General features: G+C 40.2%; 17 protein-coding genes, 1 tRNA gene and 3 pseudogenes. 19 read left to right on the top strand and 2 right to left on the bottom strand.

Translation table 11 applies throughout. The annotated features are described in order from the left end of the window. The first annotated feature begins 199 nt into the window (after positions 1–199). The 6 genes from PCY14_RS06310 (at position 200) to PCY14_RS06285 (ending at position 4,490) form a co-directional block, all read left to right on the top strand. A complete protein-coding gene (locus PCY14_RS06310) occupies positions 200–1,495 on the top strand; it encodes a gamma-glutamylcysteine synthetase (protein ID WP_301363253.1) in 1,296 nt (431 codons plus the stop codon). 198 nt (positions 1,496–1,693) lie between these two features. Next, positions 1,694–1,779, top strand: a tRNA-Leu gene (locus PCY14_RS06305). A 145-nt stretch (positions 1,780–1,924) separates the two neighbouring features. After that, positions 1,925–2,806 carry a class II fructose-bisphosphate aldolase gene (locus tag PCY14_RS06300; RefSeq protein WP_002887525.1) on the top strand — a complete coding sequence of 294 codons (882 nt, stop codon included), beginning with the start codon at positions 1,925–1,927 and terminating at the stop codon, positions 2,804–2,806. Between the two features lie 383 nt (positions 2,807–3,189). Then, a complete protein-coding gene (locus tag PCY14_RS06295; RefSeq protein WP_002887526.1) occupies positions 3,190–3,546 on the top strand; it encodes a hypothetical protein in 357 nt (118 codons plus the stop codon). Between the two features lie 32 nt (positions 3,547–3,578). Continuing rightward, on the top strand, positions 3,579–3,917 hold the full coding sequence (locus PCY14_RS06290; RefSeq protein ID WP_008536082.1) for a hypothetical protein: 339 nt from the start codon (positions 3,579–3,581) through the stop codon (positions 3,915–3,917). Positions 3,918–3,929: 12 nt separating this feature from the next. Continuing rightward, positions 3,930–4,490: a TIGR01440 family protein gene (locus tag PCY14_RS06285; protein WP_021146594.1), complete on the top strand. Its 561-nt coding sequence runs from the start codon at positions 3,930–3,932 to the stop codon at positions 4,488–4,490. A gap of 55 nt (positions 4,491–4,545) precedes the next feature. On the opposite strand, the pseudogene treR reads toward PCY14_RS06285, so the two are convergent. Beyond that, positions 4,546–5,255 (bottom strand): annotated as a pseudogene (gene treR / locus PCY14_RS06280) (trehalose operon repressor). 141 nt (positions 5,256–5,396) lie between these two features. Here treR and PCY14_RS06275 point away from each other — a divergent pair. The 13 genes and pseudogenes from PCY14_RS06275 to ilvC form a co-directional block, all read left to right on the top strand. Then, positions 5,397–5,711, top strand: a pseudogene (locus PCY14_RS06275) (DUF3459 domain-containing protein); the annotation flags it as partial. Positions 5,712–5,792: 81 nt separating this feature from the next. After that, entirely contained in the window at positions 5,793–7,688 is a 1,896-nt protein-coding gene (locus tag PCY14_RS06270) for a M13 family metallopeptidase (RefSeq protein ID WP_164376588.1), read from the top strand. Between the two features lie 118 nt (positions 7,689–7,806). Next, positions 7,807–10,416, top strand: a pseudogene (adhE, locus tag PCY14_RS06265) (bifunctional acetaldehyde-CoA/alcohol dehydrogenase); the annotation flags it as partial. Between the two features lie 161 nt (positions 10,417–10,577). Continuing rightward, the gene (locus tag PCY14_RS06260) at positions 10,578–11,408 is read left to right on the top strand and encodes a hypothetical protein (protein ID WP_293919785.1); all 831 of its coding nucleotides are present in this window, start codon (positions 10,578–10,580) and stop codon (positions 11,406–11,408) included. Between the two features lie 29 nt (positions 11,409–11,437). Continuing rightward, complete coding sequence (locus PCY14_RS06255) at positions 11,438–12,409, top strand: hypothetical protein (RefSeq protein ID WP_293919787.1); 972 nt, start codon at positions 11,438–11,440, stop codon at positions 12,407–12,409. 162 nt (positions 12,410–12,571) lie between these two features. Continuing rightward, positions 12,572–14,056, top strand: a complete 1,485-nt coding sequence (gene thrC / locus PCY14_RS06250; protein WP_021146583.1) for a threonine synthase — start codon at positions 12,572–12,574, stop codon at positions 14,054–14,056. Between the two features lie 60 nt (positions 14,057–14,116). After that, positions 14,117–15,403, top strand: a complete 1,287-nt coding sequence (locus PCY14_RS06245) for an MATE family efflux transporter (protein WP_293916640.1) — start codon at positions 14,117–14,119, stop codon at positions 15,401–15,403. A 111-nt stretch (positions 15,404–15,514) separates the two neighbouring features. Beyond that, a complete protein-coding gene (locus PCY14_RS06240) occupies positions 15,515–15,880 on the top strand; it encodes an Asp23/Gls24 family envelope stress response protein (RefSeq protein WP_002887462.1) in 366 nt (121 codons plus the stop codon). Then, positions 15,880–17,547 carry a DAK2 domain-containing protein gene (locus tag PCY14_RS06235; protein WP_008536092.1) on the top strand — a complete coding sequence of 556 codons (1,668 nt, stop codon included), beginning with the start codon at positions 15,880–15,882 and terminating at the stop codon, positions 17,545–17,547. Before PCY14_RS06240 ends, PCY14_RS06235 begins: the two co-directional genes overlap by 1 nt. A 169-nt stretch (positions 17,548–17,716) precedes the next feature. Further along, entirely contained in the window at positions 17,717–19,438 is a 1,722-nt protein-coding gene (gene ilvD, locus PCY14_RS06230; RefSeq protein WP_002887460.1) for a dihydroxy-acid dehydratase, read from the top strand. 134 nt (positions 19,439–19,572) lie between these two features. Then, a complete protein-coding gene (locus PCY14_RS06225; protein ID WP_021146580.1) occupies positions 19,573–21,273 on the top strand; it encodes an acetolactate synthase large subunit in 1,701 nt (566 codons plus the stop codon). Then, positions 21,266–21,742: an acetolactate synthase small subunit gene (gene ilvN / locus PCY14_RS06220; RefSeq protein WP_021146579.1), complete on the top strand. Its 477-nt coding sequence runs from the start codon at positions 21,266–21,268 to the stop codon at positions 21,740–21,742. Before PCY14_RS06225 ends, ilvN begins: the two co-directional genes overlap by 8 nt. A 74-nt stretch (positions 21,743–21,816) precedes the next feature. Further along, complete coding sequence (gene ilvC / locus PCY14_RS06215) at positions 21,817–22,839, top strand: ketol-acid reductoisomerase (RefSeq protein ID WP_002887458.1); 1,023 nt, start codon at positions 21,817–21,819, stop codon at positions 22,837–22,839. A 167-nt stretch (positions 22,840–23,006) separates the two neighbouring features. Here the strand turns inward: ilvC and tyrS are convergent, their stop codons facing one another. Beyond that, entirely contained in the window at positions 23,007–24,263 is a 1,257-nt protein-coding gene (gene tyrS / locus PCY14_RS06210) for a tyrosine--tRNA ligase (RefSeq protein WP_002887457.1), read from the bottom strand. Between the last annotated feature and the right edge of the window lie 76 nt (positions 24,264–24,339).

Below are 24,339 nucleotides of genomic sequence, written 5' to 3'. Positions count from 1 at the left end.
TCTCATAAGTTCTTCCTAATGATGGTTTGGTTGCTTTTCATTATAGTTCTTATGGGACTTTTTGTCTGCATTCAAAAAGCTCTATAATCTCTATAGTGATTTTACCCACTACAGAAATTATAGAGCCTTTTTAGTCTATAAATCGTCTGAATATTTTGATATAATGGGATAAACTTATTTTTAAAAGGGGAATATTATTTTGACAACAGCCAAGGAACTTCTTAAACAAAGGTATTATTTGCCAATCAAGGAACAACCCGGACTATTTGTAGGAATCGAGTTGGAATACCCTGTTGTTAATTTGAGCGGGAACGCTACGGATGTCTCTCTTACAAAACAACTTTTAATCTATCTTATTGATAATTTTGGTTTTAAAGCAGATAAATTTGATTCTGATAATAATCCTATTCAGCTTATTGAGCAAGCTTCTGGAGATATGATTCTTTTCGAAGTCTCATATAATACGATTGAATTCGCATTTACCAAGGCTAGTCGGATTGCTGAGGTTGAAGAACGTCTGGATACTTATCTTAGTATGATTCAACCATACCTTCGTAATCATAACCATGAGTTGCAAGGTTGGGGAGTTAATCCTAACTGGGCTAAAAATGATAATAGTCCGGTAAAATCACCTCGTTATGAGATGCTTATGGATTTTCTTGAGCTTTCTAAAGCCAAAAATAATCCCTTCTTCCATAATTACCCGGAATATGGGTCTTTTATCTGTGGGAGTCAAGTGCAGTTGGATGTCTCCAAGATTTCCTATTTAAGAGTTCTCAACGCTTTTAATCAGATCGAGGGTCCTAAAGCGGTATTATTTGCTAATTCGGAATTTTGGGGTTCTGATTGGGATTTAGCAATTTCGAGGGATGTTTTTTGGGAGAATTCCATGCATGGTGTCTTTGAAGAAAATGCCGGGATTTTCCCAAGAGTGTTCAAGAATGAAGATGATTATTTTTCTTATTTATCTGAGACAGCTATTTTTACTGCAAAACGGGCTGAGGAAACCTACTATTTTGAACCGATACGAGCTAAAGACTATTTGAATAAATCAGCTATTCAAGCCTGGTCTATTCATGGTAAAGAAGTTTCGATTAAGCCGAGTGAGGACGACTTTAAAACGCATCGATCTTATCAATTTCAAGATTTAACGACTAGAGGAACTATTGAGTTTCGAAGTGTTTGTACGCAACCTTTTTCAGCGACTTTCGCACCAGCAGCCTTTCATCTGGGGCTGTTAGTCAATTTAGTACGTTTAGAAAATATTTTAAAAGATTCCCCATTTTTTGAAGCTTTTGACTTTGATTATCCAAGAATTCGTCGTTTATTTTCGAAAAAGGATATTTCTGATACAGACCTTAAATTGATTTTCCCTTTAACAGAAGCGTTATTGGTTTGTGCAGAGGATGGTTTAAAATCACGTGGTTTTGGAGAAGAAATTTACTTAGCTCCTCTTAAAGAGAAGCTGAAAGCATTGAAAGTACAATTCGATTAGTTTTTGATTGAACTTGAAGGTTTCTATAAATTTTGGAGTGAAATATTAAAAAATCGTTGAAAAAGTATTGACGATACTCGACAACAAATGGTATTATGTAATAGTTGTTTCGAATGAGGCAATGGAAAGTTTAGTTAAAAACTTTTCAAAAAGTGTTGACACAATTTGTCAGACTTGATATAATAGTTAATGTTGTTAGCGGAAATGGCGGAATTGGCAGACGCGCAGGACTAAGGATCCTGTGACCGCTTTAGGTCGTGAGGGTTCAAGTCCCTCTTTCCGCAGAGTAACCAGTCGGTTGACTGGTTTTTTTGTATTAAAAAATCAAAACGCTTACAAATTGTAGAAAAGCTAGTTTTTTGAATCTAATTGTGATAGAATAAACATGTAAACGGGTTCAAACCCAAAAAAATATAGGAGGCCTTTATAATGGCAATCGTTTCAGCAGAAAAATTTGTCCAAGCAGCTCGTGACAATGGTTACGCAGTCGGTGGATTTAACACAAACAACCTTGAGTGGACTCAAGCTATCTTGCGTGCAGCAGAAGCTAAACAAGCTCCAGTGCTTATCCAAACTTCAATGGGTGCTGCTAAGTACATGGGTGGTTACAAATTGTGTAAAGCTCTTATCGAAGATTTGGTAGAATCAATGGGTATCACTGTACCAGTTGCTATTCACCTTGACCACGGTCATTACAACGATGCTTTGGAATGTATTCGTGAAGGATACACTTCAGTTATGTTCGATGGATCTCACCTTCCAGTTGAAGAAAACCTTGAAAAAGCAGCTAAAGTTGTTGAATTTGCACATGCTAACGGTGTATCAGTTGAAGCTGAAGTTGGTACAATCGGTGGTGAAGAAGATGGTATCATCGGTGACGGTGAATTGGCACCAATCGAAGATGCTAAAGCTATGGTTGCAACTGGTATCGACTTCCTTGCAGCAGGTATCGGTAACATCCACGGTCCTTACCCAGAAAACTGGAATGGTCTTCACCTTGATCACTTGCAAAAATTGACAGAAGCTGTACCTAACTTCCCAATCGTATTGCACGGTGGATCAGGTATTCCTGATGATCAAATCCAAGCAGCTATCAAACTTGGTGTTGCTAAAGTTAACGTTAACACTGAATGTCAAATCGCATTTGCTAAAGCAACACGTAAATTTGTTGCTGAATATGAAGCAAATGAAGCAGAATACGACAAGAAGAAACTCTTTGACCCACGTAAATTCTTGAAACCTGGTTTCGAAGCAATTACAGCAGCTGTTGAAGAACGTATCGACGTATTCGGTTCAGCAAACAAAGCTTAATTAGGTTATATAAGCTTGAAAATAAAGGGTTTGTCCAATATGGACAAGCCTTTTTCTTATGTTTTGCCCCCATTTTGCCCCCGATTTATAAATTTCAGTCTGTTTTGATCATAGATGTAGCAAAATTTTGCTTATTTTGTCAATTGATCAATCATTGGAGTGATTGTGTTTTTAGTTTTCTGTGTAACGTGTAAATAAATTTGTGTTACTCGACTACCTCTAGAATGTCCAACACGATTCTTCCCGGATCTTGTTTTTTTGTACGGGAACAAATAGTTGGCTACTGCGAATCGATCTGTGATTGAGAGCAAACAAATTTTTAAGAGCGGATATGGCTTTGGTTGATAGATTCTATTTCCTAACTTTTTAAGATATGCTATAATATGAATATGTTTGATAATTATATTGTACCTGTATTTTTTGGTGGTGGAGCTCTTGCTCTACTTGGTTTATTGTTATTTGGTTGGGCCTTGCCTTCATTTTTGAAGGGGAAGTGGTCTTATTTGATTTCCTTGTTAGGTTTAGGCTTGGTTGCTTTTGCTTACTTTGATGGGGCTATTGTTGTCACTTATAAAGTATGGCTCGGTTTACTAGGCGTTATCATGATTGGTTGGGGCCTTCCTTTCAACAATCGCAAGGGACGTCGTGCTATGACCATTTTTTGGAGTATCATGGCAATCGTTGTGGGAATTGCTGCTATTGCGTTCACAATTGCTTATGGTGTTATTAACCGCCACTAACATGAATCTTTAAAACATGCTATAATAATGGCATGTTTTATTTTATGACCCTATCATTTATTATTATGCCTGCCTTGGGTTGTTTCTTAATTGGTTTGGCTTTTGCTAAATCAGATCGTTGGGACTATTCTTGGATTTTATCCTTAATAGGTTTGGTGGCCTTTATTTCATCTTTTTGGCATATGGCGCGTGTAGACCTATGGTTTATGCTTAGTTATAGTTTTGGTCCTTTTTTGACGGGATTTGGTTTTTCTTGGGACTTAAGTAGGAAACGTCGGATGCAGTTGCTACTGTTAGGGGCATTTTTCCTTATCTTTTTTGTGATTCTATATTATCTTATTGTGCGAATCCTAAATACGGCCGTTGTTTAAGGGAGGCTTGTGATGTTGTTAGATTTAGAAGAGAAGACACGGGTATTAGTGGAAGATATTGTTGAACGATCTGCAATTAAGCGGGGAGCTATCTTTGTTTTGGGTTTATCGTCCAGTGAGGTTGCTGGTGGAACTATCGGCAAAGCCTCTAGCCGTGAAATTGGTCAACGAATTGTGAAGACTATTCTTGGGGTTTTGGAACCGAAAGGGATTTACTTGGCTGTGCAAGGTTGTGAACATTTGAATCGTGCTTTGGTCGTTGAGCGTGAGCTTGCTTTGGCTAAAGATTTGGAAATTGTCAATGTGCTTCCAACTTTGCATGCCGGTGGAAGTGGTCAGTTGGCTGCTTTTGATTACATGAAGGATCCTGTTGAGGTGGAAGAGATAGTGGCTCAGGCTGGTATTGATATTGGGGATACATCTATTGGTATGCATGTGAAGAGAGTTCAAGTTCCTCTTCGCCCCATTACTTCAGAACTGGGTGGAGCTCATGTGACTGCCTTAGCGAGTCGTCCTAAGTTGATTGGTGGTGCTCGTGCTGAGTATTTATCAGATCCTATTCGTAAAAACTAAAAAGTATCGGATGCTTATGTGTCCGATACTTTTTATGTTGGTTGGTTCTATATCTTCAGTGATGACGCTTGGCATAATCGACAAATTTGAACTTTTCAAGTTTGTGTCGGCTTTCAGTGAACTGAAACTGATTTCCATTATCCAGATAAACTTTTGAGCGTATGCAGACGACGTGATGATCTTTGCCGATATCGATGAGGATTTTGTCTTGCTCGGTAATGTTATCAATGGTGATTTCTTTAAAGGCATGAGAAATGCTAAGGTGGAGCTGATTCTCAAGATAATCATAGATGGAGTTCTCAGCGATGCTGCGGTTGAGTTGAGGCATAAGTCTCGCATCTAGGTAATTAATATCAACGACAGAGCACAACCATCAACTACTCTTTGACGAATAAGACGCCAAACCTGTTGGCTTTTTGAAAATCCAGTTTTTTCTGAGAGATTGGTGTCAACGATGATTTTATCTAGAGAGATAACGTTGGTTTGTGATTTAATGCCTTGTTGTTTTATGAGCTCTTGGTAACTGGTTAAGTAAGATACAGGGAAGTTCACTTGTTCTTGACTAATAACTTGAGAGCCTGATCCATGAATCTTTTTAACCAGGCCCTCTTCAACGAGTAAAGCCAATGCCTTTCGTATGGTGTCTCGACTAACTTGGAAAGTTTCTACTAATTCTTGCTCGGTGGGTAGAAAGTCTCCAACTTGATATTCTTTGCTATGAATAGATTTTTCTAAATCTTTATAAATAACCTGGTATTTTTTCATTGCTCTCCTTATTTGTTGGCAAAAAAGCATACAACTATTGTTTTTTTTAAAAAATATGGGTAAAAAATCCCGGAACACTTGCAGACAAATTTGCAATCGTTTACAATTAGTTTATCAAGTCAATCAGATATTGTCAAAAAAGAAAAGGAGATTCAAAACGGACCAATCTTTAATTTCTATAAATAATTGATTCGCTTGCGTAAAGAAATGCCTATCATTTCAGAAGGAAGCTATCAGCCAGCATTTGAAGATAGCAAGCAGGTCTACGCCTTTGAACGCCACTTAGACGGTCAAAAACTCTTGGTACTCAATCATTTCTATGGAAGTGAAGCTGAAGTGGCGATTCTAGCAGAATATCAGTCAGGGCGCGTGCTCTTGTCAAACTATGACGATGCAGAGCTTGCTGAAAAGGTAGTTCTTAAACCATATCAAACCTTGGCAATCCTAGTTAAATAAGCCAATTTTTCCTCGGCAAATGCTTTTGCTGGGGAATTTTGTTATAATGAAAGCACTTTTAATGTTGATGGAGGAAGTGTAATGACACGCTTACAAGATGATTTTTACCATGCGATTAATGGTGAGTGGGAAAAGACAGCAGTGATTCCCGATGATAAGCCTCGTACAGGTGGTTTCTCAGATTTAGCAGATGAAATAGAAAACCTCATGCTTGAAACAACGGATCAGTGGTTGGCGGGAGAGAATATTCCTGACAATCCTATTCTACAAAACTTCATTAAGTTTCACCGTATGGCTGCGGACTTTGACAAACGTGAGGCAGTGGGTATCGAGCCTGTCAAGCCTTTGATTGAAGAATACAAGAAGCTTTCCTCATTCTCAGAATTTGCTTCGAAAATTGCTGACTATGAGATGTCTGGAAAGCCCAATGCGTTCCCGTTCGGTGTATCTCCAGACTTTATGAATGCTCAATTAAATGTCCTCTGGGCTGAAGCACCACGTATTATTTTGCCTGATACAACCTATTACACTGAGGATAATGAAAAGGGCAAGGAGCTTTTGGGAATCTGGCGTGAGACTCAAGAAGAACTCCTAGAGAAATATGGCTTTACAGTTGAAGAAATCAAAGATACCTTGGACAAGGTTATCGCTCTTGATGCTAAGTTAGCCAAGTATGTCCTTTCGAGTGAAGAATCTTCTGAGTATGTAGAACTCTACCACCCATATGATTGGGAAGACTTTACCAAGCTAGCACCGGAACTCCCACTTGATAACATCTTCACAGAAATCTTGGGCCAAGTTCCTGATAAAGTTATCGTTCCTGAAGAACGCTTCTGGACAGAATTTGCAGAGGAATATTACTCAGAAGCAAATTGGGAGTTGCTTAAGGCGGACTTACTTATCGATGCTGCTACATCTTGGAATGCCTATTTGACAGACGAGCTTCGTATCTTGGCTGGAAAATATGGTCGTGCGCTTTCAGGAACACCACAAGCCATGGAAAAGAAAAAAGCAGCCTACTATTTGGCACAAGGCCCTTACAATCAGGCTTTAGGACTTTGGTATGCTGGTGAAAAATTCTCTCCAGAAGCTAAGGCAGACGTTGAAGCGAAGGTGGCAACTATGATTGATGTTTATAAATCACGCCTTCAAACAGCAGATTGGTTGGCTCCTGAGACACGTGAAAAGGCTATTACGAAACTCAATGTCATCACACCTCATATCGGTTATCCAGAAAAACTACCTGAGACATATGATAAGAAGATTATTGATGAGAACTTGTCACTTGTTGAGAATGCACAGAAGTTAGTCGAAATTTCAGTTGCACATAGTTGGAGCAAGTGGAATCAACCTGTTGATCGTAGTGAGTGGCATATGCCTGCCCACATGGTTAATGCTTACTATGATCCACAGCAGAACCAAATTGTTTTCCCAGCAGCTATCCTTCAAGCACCTTTCTATGACCTTCACCAATCGTCATCAGCCAACTACGGTGGTATTGGTGCTGTCATTGCTCACGAGATTTCCCATGCCTTTGATACAAACGGAGCTTCCTTTGATGAGAATGGTAGTCTTAAGAACTGGTGGACTGAAGAAGACTATGCAGCCTTTAAGGAACGTACTGACAAGATTGTTGATCAGTTTGAGGGCTTGGATTCTTATGGTGCCAAGGTCAATGGTAAATTGACTGTTTCTGAGAATGTTGCTGACCTCGGTGGTGTAGCCTGTGCCTTAGAGGCCGCTAAACGAGATAAGGATTTTTCAGTTCGTGAGTTCTTTGTTAATTTTGCGACGATTTGGCGTATGAAGGCGCGTGAAGAATACATGCAAATGCTGGCCAGCGTGGATGTACACGCTCCTGCTAAATGGCGCACCAATGTTATCGTGAGCAACTTCGACGAATTCCACAAGGAATTTGACGTCAAAGAAGGCGACGGCATGTGGCGTGCCCCAGAAGATCGTGTGATTATTTGGTAATAATGATGAAATCTGTCCAAAATTGGATGGATTTCTTTATTTTTGTCATTGTAAGGGTTTACATAACGACTAGAAAACGCTATAATATACTTGTGTTAAAGCTTGTGAAGTTTTTAACAAGTATTCAAAGGAGTTTCATATGACTAAACAAACTAAAGATGTTCAAACAGTAATAGATGAATTGGCAACAAAAGGGGTTGAAGCCCTTGATGCTATGGCTAACTTCACGCAGGAGCAAGTGGACCATATTGTTCACCATGCTGCGATTGCTGCTCTAGATAAACACATGTATTTGGCAAAATTGGCCGTTGATGAAACAGGGCGCGGTATTTACGAAGATAAAGCCATCAAGAACATGTATGCTTCTGAATACATTTGGAATAGTATTAAATATGATAAAACTGTAGGCGTTATTGCTGAAGATAAAGAACAAGGTTTGGTTTCTATCGCTGAGCCAGTTGGGGTTATCTGTGGGGTAACACCAACAACTAACCCAACTTCAACAACGATTTTCAAAGCCTTGATTGCATTGAAAACACGTAATTCTATCGTCTTTGCCTTCCACCCTTCAGCTCAAAAATCATCTGCAGAAGCTGCTCGTATCGTTCGTGATGCAGCGATTGAAGCAGGTGCACCTAAGAACTGTATCCAGTGGATTGAAGAGCCATCTATTGAAGCAACTGGTCTTTTGATGAACCATCCAAAGATTGCTACCGTTCTTGCGACTGGTGGACCTGGTATGGTTAAGGCTGCGTATTCAACTGGTAAACCTGCCCTTGGTGTAGGTGCTGGTAACGTTCCTGCCTACATTGCAGCTGATGCTAAAATTAAACGTGCTGTTAATGATATCATTGTTTCAAAAACGTTTGATAATGGTATGATTTGTGCCTCTGAACAAGGAGCAATCGTTGATGCTGCTGTTTATGATGAAGTTAAGGCTGAATTTGAAGCCCATCAATGTGTGATTATCTCTAAAAAAGCTGATATTGCTAAATTGGAAAAAGCCGTTCTTAACGAAGCACGTACAGCTGTAAACGGAGCGATTGTTGGTCACTCAGCTGTTGAAATTGCAGAAAAAGCTGGTATCAAAGTTCCTGCAGGTACAAAAATGCTTTTGGCAGAAATTCCAGATGCAACTATGGAACACCCACTTGCCTTGGAAAAATTGTCTCCAGTACTCGCTCTTATCAAATCTAATGGTGTTGAAGATGGATTTGCCAAAGCAGAAGGGATGCTTAACTTAGGTGGCCTCGGACATACAGCTGTTATCCATACTGAAAATGAAGACCTTCAACTCCAATTTGGTATTCGCATGAAAGCCTGCCGTGTATTGGTAAATAGCCCATCATCTGAAGGTGGTATCGGTAATATCTACAACAATATGATTCCATCATTGACTCTTGGATGTGGTTCACACGGTCACAACTCAATTTCTCATAATGTTAGCTCATTTGACCTTCTTAATATTAAAACACTGTCAAAGCGCCGCAATAACATGCAGTGGTTTCGTGTCCCACCAAAAATTTTCTTTGAAAAAGACTCAATAACTTATTTGCGTCACATCAAGGCTGAACGTGTTATGTTGGTCTGCGACCCAGGTATGGTTCAGTTTGGTTATGCAAATTTGGTTAAACGACAATTGGAACTTAACCACAATGACCCATTGATTGAAGTCTTCTCAGATGTTGAACCAAACCCATCTACAAATACAGTTTATAAAGGTTTGGAACGCTTTGTAGACTTCCAACCAGATGTTATCATCGCCCTTGGTGGTGGTTCTGCAATGGATGCCGCTAAGGCAATGTGGATGTTCTTCGAACACCCAGATGTAAGCTTCTTTGGAGCTAAGCAAAAATTCTTGGATATCCGTAAACGTACCTACAAGATTCCTTATGCAGAAAAAACAACATTTATTTGTATTCCAACTACTTCAGGAACAGGTTCAGAAGTAACATCATTTGCAGTTATCACTGACAGTGAAACACATATCAAGTATCCATTGGCTGACTATGCTTTGACTCCAGACATTGCCATTGTTGACCCAGCCTTGGTTATGAGTGTGCCTGCTAGCGTTACTGCTGATACAGGTATGGACGTTTTGACTCACGCTATTGAATCTTATGTGTCAGTAATGGCAAGTGATTATACACGTGGATTGTCTCTTCAAGCTATCAAACTCGTCTTTGAAAATCTAGAACATTCTTATCGTTTTGCTGATGAAGAATCACGTGAAAAGATGCATAATGCATCAACCATTGCAGGTATGGCTTTTGCAAATGCCTTCCTTGGTATTAGTCACTCATTAGCGCATAAGGTTGGTCCAATGTACAATATTCCACACGGACGTACGAATGCTATCCTCTTGCCACACGTTATCCGCTACAATGGACGTGATCCTCAAAAACATGCGATGTTCCCTAAATATGATTACTTCCGTGCAGACAAGGATTACGCAGATATTGCTCGTTACATGGGATGGGGAACTGACAAGCAATCAGATGCTGAGTTGGTTGAAGTATTGGCTAAAAAAGTCTATGAATTAGGACTTGCTGTTGGAATTGACATGAACTGGAAAGGACAAGGCGTCACTAAGAAACTTCTTCAGGACACTGCTTATACTTTGGCTGAACATGCTTATGAAGACCAATGTACAACAGCTAATCCAAAAGAACCACTTATTTCAGAATTGAAAGAAATTATCGAAACTGCTTTTGATTATAAAGGGTAGACGATGAACTAAAGTAGCTCCATAAGGGCTACTTTTTTTGGCTAAAAAGCTATTAGATTAGAGTGTTTACCTAAATTAAAAATTAAGAACTTCCCTGAATAAGATAGCAAATCGCTTTAAGAATTGTTATAATAGCCTTACAGCAAAATAAGGAGATTCCTATGACAAAAGAAGAAGGGCTTAGTTTGGGTGATACAGAGCCTCGTGAAACGAGGCCTCCAAGGGCCTCCATAGAAGGGAATAGAGCGACTAATAAGTTTAGAGAGTTTGATGCTGATAGGGTAGTGAGTGTTCAATTCAATCCCAGTCAAAAGATGAACGAATCAAAAGCGCCAGTAACTTCAAAGAACATTTTGGGAATGGTATCAGGTGTAATTGCAGCAATACTCACCATACTTTTGATTGTTTTTGCGGTAATGGGCTACCGATATCAAGCAGCTAGTATTGAGGGTGATTGGATAAGCCCGACTTTTAGCGAGAAAATGTTGGCTACTCTAAAAGATACTGCCAATGCTAAGCAAAAGATCAGTAATGCCTTACCACAGGGGCAAAACCTTATCACTGATATCAATACAGCGATGAGCATTACTGATAATAAAGCCCGATTAGAGGTGAGTTTTATCTATAATCGAAAAGGTCTTTATGAGGCTTACAAGAGTAGGGTCAATGAACTGAAAGGTCAGTACGGGGAGGAATTCTCAGAGGTGTTTGATAGTTATTCATTGTCAGAAAAAGATTACTACAAACAGTTTGATTCGACGATAAAAAAAGAACTTCCCAAGAGTTATACTTACGATTCTAAAACAGGTCAAGTAACAACAACTGCTTTCATGGGTGACATAAACCGTTGGGATCAAACAATCACAATAGCTAGTGCTGGAGATTCAGATGTCTTTAAAAAAGGTGACGTATTAGACTATACACCTAACAATGGTGGCTTTGTCATCAAAGCACACAGTGAATTTGGTGACATTAACTTTACCAGAAAATAAATTAAAAATGTAATTAAAGGGGAATATAGATGACAAGAGCGGAATGGTTGGACTATTTTGAAACGGTGAATGGACGTAAGCCGAGTGTGCAGGAGATGGCGGATGCTTTGAAGGCTGGAGAGTTTGTTAATGAGGAGCCAGTTAAAGCAGAAGAAACAGCTACGGCTGAACCCATTAAGGTTGAGGCAGAAATCGTTGAGACAAATGCTAATCCTGCATCAATTGAAGGAACACCAATAACAGCTACACCAGCGACAGTTGCTTTTCCAGAAGGGCAAGCAGCTGTGACCAATATGGCTCCTAAAAAAGGCTTAGATGCTAAAAAGAAAAAATTTATCATAATTTCTGTTCTTTCAGCCGTAGCTCTTATCCTATTAAGTGTTGGTGGCTTTACGGGCTACCGTTATGTGACAGGCAATATTGACGGTAAGTGGTACAGCAGTTCTCTAGGTAGAGAATATAGTTCAAGTATGACCGAAGGTTTGACCGATGTGGATAGTAAAGAACTTGAAAAATATATTACAAAAACTGCTGTAACCATGAAGGCAAAGGGTAGCAATGCGAAGGTGACTGCAAGCTTTACGTTTGACAAGGAAACCTATATCAAAGACTACCGTGAGAGAGTTCAAAAGACCTTTTCAACCTTTGGCGATTTATTTAAAGACCTTTATGGAGAATCCTTCGAAAATTATTACAGTGAGGAAACCATAGAGAAAGAACTTGATGAAGCTCTTGAAAAGGCTGCTAAAGATAGTGGTCAAAAGTATGATTCCAAGACAGGTGAAACTACAACGACCCTCTTTAAAGGGAAGGTTAGTCGTTTAGGGCATAAGATGACTATTACTTCTGTCAACAAAGATGTTGATATTGATGGTCTTAATGTGAAAAAAGGACAAGAGCTAAAAGTTACCAAGAAGGATAAAAAAGTTATCCTTAGTGGTGATGGTAAGGCAAAAGATATGACCTTCTCAACTGAGAATGACACTAAAGATAAATTTTAAACCAAAATCCGGAATAGAAAAATTCCGGATTTTTTCTTGTCTTTGAATCCTGTACATCAAGTGAAAGCCGAATGTTTTTTGCACAAGTCACAATATGTGTAGAAATATTCTGACAATTATGCTACAATGGAGCCAAAGACTATCTAAAAAAGAGGATTTACCATGACACTTGTATACCAATCAACACGTGATGAAAATAATAAAGTGACAGCTAGCCAGGCTATTCTTCAAGGTTTGGCAACAGATGGTGGTTTGTTTACACCATTGTCAATCCCTGAGGTTGCTTTGGACTTTGACCAATTGAAAGACGCTTCTTATCAAGAAGTTGCTAAATTGGTTTTGTCAGCTTTCTTGGATGATTTCACTGAAGAAGAATTGGATTACTGTATCACAAATGCTTATGATGACAAGTTTGACATGGCTACTATTGCTCCTGTTGTGAAACTTAAGGATCATTATAATCTTGAACTTTTCCATGGTTCTACTATCGCCTTCAAAGATATGGCACTGTCAATTTTGCCATACTTACTAACAACATCAGCTAAAAAACAAGGTGTTGATAATAAGATTGTTATCTTGACAGCGACATCAGGGGACACTGGTAAGGCAGCCATGGCTGGTTTTGCGGATGTTCCTGGAACTGAAATCATTGTTTTCTATCCAAAAGATGGTGTTTCAAAAATCCAAGAACTACAAATGACTACTCAAACAGGTGCGAACACTCATGTTATTGCTATTGATGGTAACTTTGATGATGCCCAAACAGATGTCAAACGCATGTTTAACGATGTTGATTTACGTGAGAAGTTGTTGGCTCATCAAACGCAATTTTCATCAGCTAACTCAATGAATGTTGGCCGTTTGGTACCACAAGTGGTTTACTATGTTTATGCCTATGCACAATTGGTTAAGTCGGGTCATATTCAAAACGGTGATAAGATTAACGTTACAGTACCAACAGGTAACTTTGGTAACATCTTGGCAGCCTATTATGCACGTCAAATTGGTGTCCCAGTTGGCAAGTTAATCTGCGCCTCTAACGAAAATAATGTTCTTACAGACTTCTTTGCAACAGGTACTTACGACAAGAAACGTGACTTCAAGGTGACAACAAGTCCTTCAATGGATATCTTGGTATCTTCTAACTTGGAACGCTTGATTTTCCACCTTCTTGGCAATGATGCAACTAAGACTAAAGAACTTATGGATGCGCTTGTGACTAAGGGTGAGTATACTTTGGCTGATGCAAATCAAGATATTTTAGACTTGTTTGCAGCTGGTTTTGCGACCGAGGATGAAACAGCTGCTGAAATCAAACGTGTTTACGAGGAAGACAAATATATTGAAGATCCTCATACAGCAGTTGCCTCAGCGGTTTACGAAGCCTATGTTCAAAAGACAGATGATCACACACCAACAGTCATCGCCTCAACAGCTAGCCCTTACAAATTCCCACGTGTAGCTGTCTCAGCTGTCACTGGTAAAGACAGTGGAGATGACTTCAAAGCGGTAGCAGATTTGCACCAACTTTCAGGTGTAGCTATCCCAGCTGCTGTAGATGGACTTGAACGTGCAGAAGTTCGCCATAAAACAGTTGTTGCGGCAGCTGATATGCAAAAAGCAGTTGAAAGCTATCTTGGCTTATAAGAATAAAAAAATAGGAGCTGAGAAATCAGCCCTATTTTTATCAATGTAAAAGAGAATATTATGACAGAAACAAAGAAAATTCTAAATATAGCCTTGCCGGCTATGGCTGAGAACCTTTTACAAATGTTGATGGGGGTTGTCGATTCTTATCTAGTGGCGCAGGTTGGTATTGTCGCCATATCAGGGGTTTCCGTGGCTAATAATATCATTACCATTTATCAGGCTATCTTTATTGCCTTGGGGGCCTCAAGTGCTAGTGTCATTGCTAGAAGTCTAGGAAAAGGTGATGTCAAAGCGACCAACCGAGATACCTGGGATGCTATCATTATTACTCTTGCCCTTAGTTTGGTTCTTGGTCTACTTTCGATTTTGGGTGGAGGAACCATTCTAAATCTTTTAGGTACTGAGCAATCGGTGACTCAGGCTGGTAGTCTCTACCTTGCACTTGTCGGTGGGGGAGTCGTCTTTCTAGGATTGATGACCACTTTTGGTAATATTCTACGAGCCAAGGGACGCCCTCGTATTTCCATGGTTGTCAGTCTTTTGACCAATGTGCTTAATGCTATTTTATCCTCTTTAGCCATATTTGTTGGTCATTGGGGGATTATTGGGGTTGCGACAGCAACGGTTTTTTCTCGTCTGGTTGGGACAGTGATTCTATGGACAGCCATGAAATTGGATGTGAAGCAGTTTGAGGTCACTAAACCGTTGAACAAGGAGTTGTTGGGGATTGCCTTGCCAGCTGCAGGTGAACGACTGATGATGCGTGCTGGTGATGTGGTAATCGTGGCTATTATTGTGACCTTTGGTACAGCTGTTGTCGGTGGTAATGCCATTGGTGAAAACCTTACCCAGTTTAACTACATGCCTGGTATGGGAGTAGCGACAGCGACGGTAATTCTAGTTGCCAATAGTTTGGGTCGGGGGGATAAGGCGCAGATGAAGCGTATTATTCGAGAATCTTACTGGATTTCGACTGTCCTCATGGTTCTGGTATCGGGAATTATTTTAGGTTTTGGTCATGGTTTGTCAGGCCTTTTCACAGATAATAAAGCAGCTATTGCGGCTAGTCAGGTAGTTATTCTTTATTCTTTTCTGGGGAATCCTGTGACTTCGGGAACTTTAGTCTACACAGCAGTTTGGCAAGGTCTGGGTAAGGCTAAGATGCCTTTTTATGCAACGACTATTGGGATGTGGGTCATCCGAATTTTCTCAGGATACTTCCTTGGAGTGAGTCTGGGAATGGGTCTTGCAGGTGTCTGGATTGCAACAGTTGTTGATAATGTATGGCGTGCGATATTCCTCTACGTGATGTACCGTCGTTATCTCATAAAGAGACAGTTTTAATGATAAATTGATGAGGAGATGCTCTCTACAGGGGGTATCTCCTTCTTATTTTTTACAAGTGGGCTTGAATATGGTAAAATAAGCTGATAAAAACTTTTTGAGGTAGTAATTATGACTGTAAAAATCAATACAAAAGATGGTCAAATCGAATTGTCAGATGATGTCATCGCAACAGTAGTTGGCGGTTCAGCAACAGAAATTTTTGGCGTTGTCGGTATGGCAAGTAAGAGTGCTATCCGAGATAATTTTCAAGCACTTCTCGGAAAAGAAAACTACGCAAAAGGAGTTGTCGTGAAATCTACTGATGCAGGTATCACTGTGGATGTATACACTGTCATGAGTTACGGTGTCAAGATCAGTGAGGTTTCTAAAAATATTCAAGAACGTGTAAAATTCAATCTTGAGAATCAATTGGGTATCAAGGCTGAAACTGTTAATGTTTACGTTCAAAGCATCAAAGTCGTAGGAGAAAACTAGTGTCTAAAATTACAACAAGCTTGCTTCAAGAAATGGTAGAGGCTGCGGCGACTCGTCTTGGTAAGCAGGCAGAATATGTGAACTCGCTTAATGTCTTCCCAGTTCCTGATGGAGATACAGGAACTAATATGGGTATGACCATGGATAACGGAGCTAAGGCTGTTTCTGATCAGACGGCATCAACAGTTGGTGAAGTTGGACAAATCTTGTCTAAAGGACTTTTGATGGGTGCTCGTGGGAATTCAGGGGTCATCACTTCTCAATTGTTCCGTGGCTTTGGACAAAGTATCAAAGGCAAAATCGAACTTGATGGTAAGGATTTAGCCAGCGCTTTCCAATCAGGTGTTGAAGTTGCTTATAAAGCTGTTATGAAGCCTGTTGAAGGTACAATCTTGACTGTTTCTCGTGGTGCAGCCACAGCAGCTATTAAAAAAGCAGAATCTACGGATGATGCTGTTGAGGTTATGCGTGCAGCTCTTGAAGGAGCTAAGGCAGCCTTGGCTAAGACTCCAGAAATGCTACCAGTTTTAAAAGAGGTCGGTGTTGTCGATTCAGGTGGTCAAGGATTGGTCTTTATCTATGAAGGGTTCTTGTCAGCACTTACTGGTGAGTATATTGCTTCAGAGGATTTCCAAGCAACGCCTGCTACCATGACTGAAATGATTAATGCTGAGCACCATAAATCTGTTGCAGGTCATGTAGCGACCGAAGATATCAAATTTGGTTACTGTACTGAAATTATGGTTGCTCTTAAACAAGGACCTACATATGTCAAAGATTTTGATTATGAAGAATTCCGTAATTACTTGAGTAATCTTGGCGACTCTCTCCTTGTCGTTAACGATGATGAGATTGTTAAGGTCCATGTTCATACGGAAGATCCGGGTCTTGTCATGCAAGAAGGTCTTAAGTATGGTGCCCTTGTCAAAGTTAAGGTTGACAACATGCGTAACCAACACGATGCACAAGTGCAAAAAGAAGAAGCTGTGCAAACAGAGCAGTCAGCTCCTAAAGATTTTGCCCTTATCACGGTTGTTGCTGGTGATGGACTTGCAGATATTTTCAAATCTCAAGGTGTTGACTATGTGATTTCAGGTGGTCAAACAATGAATCCATCAACAGAGGATATCGTTAAGGCTATTGAGCAGGTTAATGCTAAGAATGTTATCATCTTGCCAAATAATAAAAACATCTTTATGGCGGCACAATCAGCTGCTGAAGTAGTAGATGTCAATGCGGCAGTTGTTGAAACACGTACAGTTCCACAAGGCTTTACAAGCTTGCTTGCTTTCGACCCTAGCCAAAGTATCGAAGCTAACGTTGAAGCGATGACAGCTAGTCTTTCAGACGTCACAAGTGGTAGCGTGACCTTAGCGGTACGTGACACAACTATTGATGGCCTTGAGATTCATGAAAATGACATCCTTGGTATGGTTGATGGTAAGATTCTTGTGTCTACACCAGATATGGATCAAGCCCTTCTTGATACCTTTGACAAGATGATTGACGAAGATAGCGAAATTGTTATGATTTATGTCGGCGAAGAAGGAAATAAAGAACAAGCTCAAACAATCGCTGATAAATTGGAAGCAGCACACGAAGATATTGAAGTTGAAATCTTCCAAGGTGATCAGCCAGTATATCCATATATCTTTAGCGTTGAGTAATTTTGAAATAATCATTTAGGAAGTCTTAGGGCTTCCTTTTTGTTTTGTCGATTTCGATACAGCAGGAACGCTTTTTCGGAATTACAGAAATATTCTGAAAATTCCTTGACATTACTTTGCAAAGTGGTAACATATGATGTGAGAAATTTTATAGATTGAAGGTAACATCATGAGAAGTGATATGATTAAAGTTGGTGTTGATAAGGCGCCAGCACGTGGACTTTTGTATGCGACTGGACAGGTTAAATCTTCCAAGGATATGAAAAAGCCTTTTATTGCTATTTGTAACTCCTATATTGATATTGTTCCAGGGCATGTTCACTTACGTGAATTGGCAGATATTGCTAAAGAAGCTATCCGTGAAGCTGGTGGTGTTCCCTTTGAGTTTAATACAATTGGTGTAGATGATGGGATTGCCATGGGGCATATTGGGATGCGTTACAGCCTTCCTTCTCGTGAATTAATTGCTGACTCTGCAGAAACTGTTATTAACGCCCACTGGTTTGATGGGGTTTTCTATATTCCTAACTGTGATAAGATTACACCAGGGATGATTTTGGCGGCTATGCGTACGAATGTGCCAGCGGTATTTTGCTCAGGTGGCCCTATGAAGGGTGGCGTTGACATGACTGGTCATCAGGCTACGCTATCAAGTTTGTTTGAAGCTGTAGGTACTTATCAGGCTGGAGATATGAGCAAGAAAGAGCTCGATTATTTGGAAAAAAATGCCTGTCCAACTTGTGGTTCATGTTCAGGAATGTTTACTGCCAACTCAATGAACTGTTTGATGGAAGTTTTGGGTCTTGCACTTCCAGGTAATGGTACTATCCTAGCTGTTTCAGATGAACGTCGTGAATTGGTTCGTCAAGCAGCTACAAAATTGATGGACAACATCAAAAATAATGTTCGCCCACGTGATATTGTGACTAAAGAAGCAATTGATGATGCCTTTGCGCTTGATATGGCCATGGGTGGTTCAACCAATACCGTTCTTCATACGCTTGCTATTGCGCGTGAAGCTGGAATTGATTATAACCTCAAGGACATTAACGAGATTGCTAAGAAAACACCTTATCTTTCTAAAATCGCCCCTTCAAGTGTTTACACCATGCATGATGTGCACGAAGCTGGTGGTGTTCCAGCCATTATTAATCAGTTGATTAAGAAAGGTGCCATTAAGGGTGACCGCATCACAGTCACTGGTAAGACTTTGAAAGAAAATGTGGCTGGTGCTGAAATTAAAAATGAAGAAATCATTCATCCAATCGAACATCCAATTTCACCAGTTGGTGGTTTGTCTATCCTTTACGGAAATATTGCTCAGGATGGCGCTGTTATCAAGGTTGGTGGTGTAGACCCATCTGTTAAAACTTTCCGTGGTAAAGCCATTTGTTGTGATTCACAAGATCAAGCCCTTGAGTTGATTGACAATGGAACTGTCAAGAAGGGACATGTCGTCGTCATTCGTTACGAAGGTCCTCAAGGTGGTCCTGGTATGCCAGAGATGCTGGCGCCAACATCTAAGATTGTCGGACGTGGGCTTGGTAAAGATGTAGCTCTTATTACAGATGGCCGCTTCTCAGGAGCGACTCGTGGTATTGCTATTGGTCACGTATCTCCAGAAGCTGCTGAAGGTGGAAATATCGCCTTGATTGAAGATGGTGACGAAATCGTGATTGATCTTCCAAATCGTACCATCGATTTGCTTGTCGATGATGCAACACTTGAAGAACGTCGTAAACACTTGAAACCGTTCAAATCAAAAATTTCAAGTGGTTGGTTGCGTCGTTACACAGCTTTTGCCAAATCTGCTAATGTCGGTGGAACATTGATGAGTGATGAAGAGTTTGAAGAGCGTAAGGCAGAACGTCAAGCACAGGAGAAGGACTAAAACCATTCTTTCCAAAGGGTTTGTGATATTTTTCTCCTAACCCCTTGCAAATCTGGTTAAAAATGTTATCATAGTATACAAGGTTTTGAATTTTTAGACAATTCGGAAAAAACCAACTACTAAAGGAGGTCCATGTGAAGAAAATTGAACTTGAAGAAGCACGCTCTGGTGCTGATTTGATTCTTGATACACTTCTTGAACTTGGGATTTCAACCATCTTTGGATATCCTGGCGGTGCGGTTCTTCCTTTGTATGATGCTATTTATAAAAATGACGAGATTAATCATATCTTATCTCGTCATGAGCAAGGAAGTTTGCATGAAGCTGAGGGTTATGCAAAATCAACTGGTAAACTTGGTGTTGCTCTGGTAACGAGTGGTCCTGGTGCGACTAATGCTATCACAGGGATTGCAGATGCTATGAGTGATAGTGTACCTCTCCTTGTATTTACAGGTCAGGTAGGAACAGCAGGTATTGGTAAGGATGCCTTCCAAGAGGCTGATATTGTTGGAATCACCATGCCGATTACCAAATACAACTATCAAGTTCGTGATACAGCTGATATTCCTCGTATTATTAAGGAAGCAGTCCATATTGCAACGACTGGGCGTCCTGGTCCAGTTGTTATTGACCTTCCGAAAGATATTGTAGCTAAGGAAACGGATTATATTAACGATCCTGAAATTTATCTTCCAAGTTACCAACCAACGCTAAGACCAAACGAAATGCAGATTAAGAAAATCTTGAAACAGTTGGGCAAAGCTAAAAAACCAGTTATCGTAGCTGGAGGTGGGGTATCTTATTCTGAGTCTGCTAAGGAGTTAGTCGCTTTTGCAGAACGCTACCAAATTCCGGTTGTTACAAGTCTATTAGGTCAAGGAACAATTGCTACTAGCCATCCCCTTTTCTTGGGCATGGGAGGTATGCATGGTTCATATGCAGCTAATATTGCTATGACTGACGCTGACTTTATGATTTCTATTGGTTGTCGTTTTGATGACCGTTTAACAGGTAATCCTAAAACATTTGCTAAGAATGCTAAGGTCGTTCACATTGATGTGGATCCGGCTGAAATTGGTAAAATTATTGCTGTAGATATTCCTGTTGTTGGAGATGCTAAGCAAGCTCTTGAGATGCTTTTAGCAGAACCTGTTGTTAAAAACAACACTGAAAAATGGATTGAAAAAGTCACGAAAGATAAAGAGCGTGTGCGTTCTTACGACAAGAAAGAACGTATGGTACAACCTCAGGCAGTTATCGAACGTATCGGTGAATTGACTAAGGGTGATGCTGTTGTGGTTACTGACGTTGGTCAACATCAAATGTGGACTGCTCAGTACTATCCATACCAAAATGAACGCCAACTGGTTACCTCAGGTGGTCTAGGAACAATGGGATTTGGTGTTCCAGCAGCCATTGGTGCTAAGATTGCCAATCCTGATAAGGAAGTTGTTCTCTTTGTTGGTGATGGTGGTTTCCAAATGACTAACCAAGAGTTGGCTATCTTGAACATTTATAAGGTACCAATCAAGGTTGTCATGCTCAACAACCATTCACTTGGTATGGTTCGCCAATGGCAAGAGTCCTTCTATGAGGGACGTACATCAGAATCTGTCTTTGAAACTCTTCCAGATTTCCAATTGATGGCTCAAGCTTATGGGATCAAGTCTTATAAGTTTGATAATCCAGAAACAATTGATCAGGATTTGGAAGTTATCAAGGAAGATGTGCCAATGTTCATAGAGGTAGACATCTCTCGTAAGGAGCATGTTTTGCCAATCGTTCCGGCTGGTAAGAGTAATAACGAAATGTTGGGGGTGAAGTTCAATGCGTAGAATGTTAACTGCTAAACTTCAAAACCGTTCCGGTGTCCTTAACCGCTTCACAGGTGTCCTTTCAAGACGTCAAGTCAACATTGAAAGTATTTCTGTTGGTGCTTCAGAGGATCCTAATGTTTCACGTATTACGATTATTATTGATGTAAATTCTCACAATGAGGTGGAACAAATCATCAAACAACTCAATCGTCAGATTGATGTGATTCGCATTCGCGATATTACAGATCAGCCACATTTGGAACGTGAAGTTATCTTAGTTAAGGTATCAGCACCAACCTCTAAACGTGCTGAAATCTTGGCAATTATTCAACCTTTCCGTGCTTCGGTGGTTGATGTGGCACCTAGCTCTATTACTATCCAGATGACTGGGAATGCTGAAAAGAGCGAGGCGCTTCTACGAGTTATTCGACCTTATGGTATTAAGAATATCGCTCGTACGGGTGCGACTGGATTTACCCGTGATTAAAAATCCAATTTAAATTTGTTAACCCAGCCTTAAAAAGGCAATAAAATATTTTTTTAGAAAAGAGACATATTACTATGGCAGTTCAAATGGAATATGAAAAAGACGTAAAAGTACCAGCACTTGACGGCAAAAAAATTGCTGTTATTGGTTACGGTTCACAAGGTCATGCGCATGCACAAAACTTGCGTGATTCAGGACATGATGTCATCATCGGTGTACGTCCTGGTAAATCATTTGATAAAGCTAAAGAAGATGGTTTTGATACTTACACAGTAGCAGAAGCAACTAAATTGGCTGATATCATTATGGTTTTGGCACCAGATGAAATTCAAAAAGACATCTATAAAGATGAAATTGCGCCAAACTTGAGTGCAGGTAAAGCTCTTGGTTTTGCCCATGGGTTTAATATTCATTTTGGCTACATTAAAGCTCCAGAAGATGTTGATGTCTTCATGGTTGCTCCTAAAGGACCAGGTCACTTGGTACGTCGTACATATACAGAAGGTTTTGGTGTACCAGCTCTTTACGCTGTTTACCAAAATCCAACAGGAAATGCTCAAAACATTGCAATGGACTGGGCTAAAGGTATCGGTGCTGCACGTGTTGGCTTGCTTGTAACAACATTTAAAGAAGAAACTGAAGAAGATTTGTTTGGTGAACAAGCAGTTCTTATGGGTGGTTTGACACACCTTATTGAAGCAGGTTTCGAAGTGTTGACTGAAGCTGGTTATGCACCACAATTGGCTTACTTTGAAGTTCTTCATGAAATGAAACTTATCGTTGACCTTATTTATGAAGGTGGATTTAAGAAAATGCGTCAATCATGTTCAAATACTGCAGAATTTGGTGACTTTGTAACTGGCCCACGTGTCATCGGTCCAGAAGTCAAAGAAAACATGAAAGCTGCACTTGCTGATATCCAATCAGGTAAATTTGCTCGTGAATTCGTTGAAGACCACGATGCTGGCTTCCCACGTTTGAAAGCTTACCGTAAAGAAGCTGAAGAACTTGAAATTGAAAAGATTGGTGTTGAATTGCGTAAAGCAATGCCATTCGTTGGTCAAAACGACGACGACGCTTTCAAGATTTATAACTAATGTGATAGTCTCAAAAAAACCAGCCTAGTGCTGGTTTTTTTGTGTCTTGAAGAAAGTAGTAAGTATTGAGAGTTGATGCGCAGGCAGCCACTATTTTTATTGTGCACCTGTAGTTGAATGTCCAAGGTAAAAAAATCACTCCATTAAGGAGTGAGAATTGGTATTTATTAGTAAGTCAAGACAAAGTTTTTCTTCTTACCACGACGGATAACGGTGATTTCGTTGTCAATTTTATCGCTATCTGAAAGCGTGTAATCAAGGTCTTGGATACGTTCGCCGTTGATATAAATAGCACCGTTTTGTACATCTTCACGTGCTTGGCGTTTAGATGGAGAAATCTTGGCATTGACGAGAAGTTCAACGATGTTAAGATTTTCGTCTGCTGAAATTTCATAGGTTGGCACACCGTGGAGAGCAACTTTGAGGTCACGTGCTGAGAGGGCTTTAAGATTACCAGCGAAGAGTTGTTCAGTGATGTGAACAGCTTGTTCGTAGGCTTCTTTACCGTGTACCAAGGTCACAACTTCACGAGCCAAAATCTTTTGTGCCAAGCGTTGGTGACGAGCTTGATCAAATTCTTTACCGATTTCTTCGATTTCTTCAAGTGATAAGAAAGTGAAAATCTTCAAGAAGCGAACAGCATCATCATCCATAACGTTGAGCCAGAATTGGTACATTTCGTAAGGTGTAGTCTTAGTCGCATCAAGCCAGACAGCGTTACCTTCAGATTTACCGAATTTTTTACCCGTTGAATCTGTGATAAGTGGCACAGTGATAACATGTCCAGATTTGTCTGCTTTACGACGCAAGAGCTCAGTACCTGCTGTCATGTTACCCCATTGGTCAGATCCCCCGATTTGAAGAGTTACACCGTATTTATCGTTGAGTTCATAGAAATCGTAACCCTGCATAATTTGGTAGGCAAACTCAGTGTAAGAGATACCTGTTTCGATACGCTTCTTAACAGATTCCTTACTCATCATGTAGTTAACCGTGAAGTATTTACCCACATCACGCAAGAAATCGATGAAGCTGACTGAACCAAACCAGTCATAGTTGTTGACCATAACGGCTTTGTTGTCACCATTTTCAAAGTCAAGGAAGCGAGAGAGTTGGCCTTGAATTTTTTCTACCCAACCTTCAACCGTTTCTTTGGTTTGGAGGCTACGTTCAGCATCTTTAAATGATGGGTCACCAATCAAACCTGTTGCGCCACCAACGAGGGCATAAGGTTTGTGTCCAGCCAATTGCAGGCGACGGCTTGTAAGGATGGCTACAAGATGCCCAAGATGGAGACTGTCTGCTGTTGGGTCATAACCAGTGTAGTATGACACAGGTCCCTCTTCAAAGGCTTTTACAAGGGCTTCTTCGTCTGTGGTTTGAAAAATCAAGCCACGTGCTTTTAGTTCTTCAAAAATTGTCATGATATTCTCCAGTAAAGTATATTCTGCACCATTATACCAAAAGAAAGCAACCCTATGCAAGCTTTGTCAAAGTTTG

This window comes from Streptococcus sp. SV2 (assembly GCF_030440175.1).
In the GTDB taxonomy this organism is placed as follows: domain Bacteria; phylum Bacillota; class Bacilli; order Lactobacillales; family Streptococcaceae; genus Streptococcus; species Streptococcus raffinosi.
The sequence above is the reverse complement of the archived record's forward strand: the minus strand, read 5'-3'. Positions and strand labels throughout refer to the sequence as shown.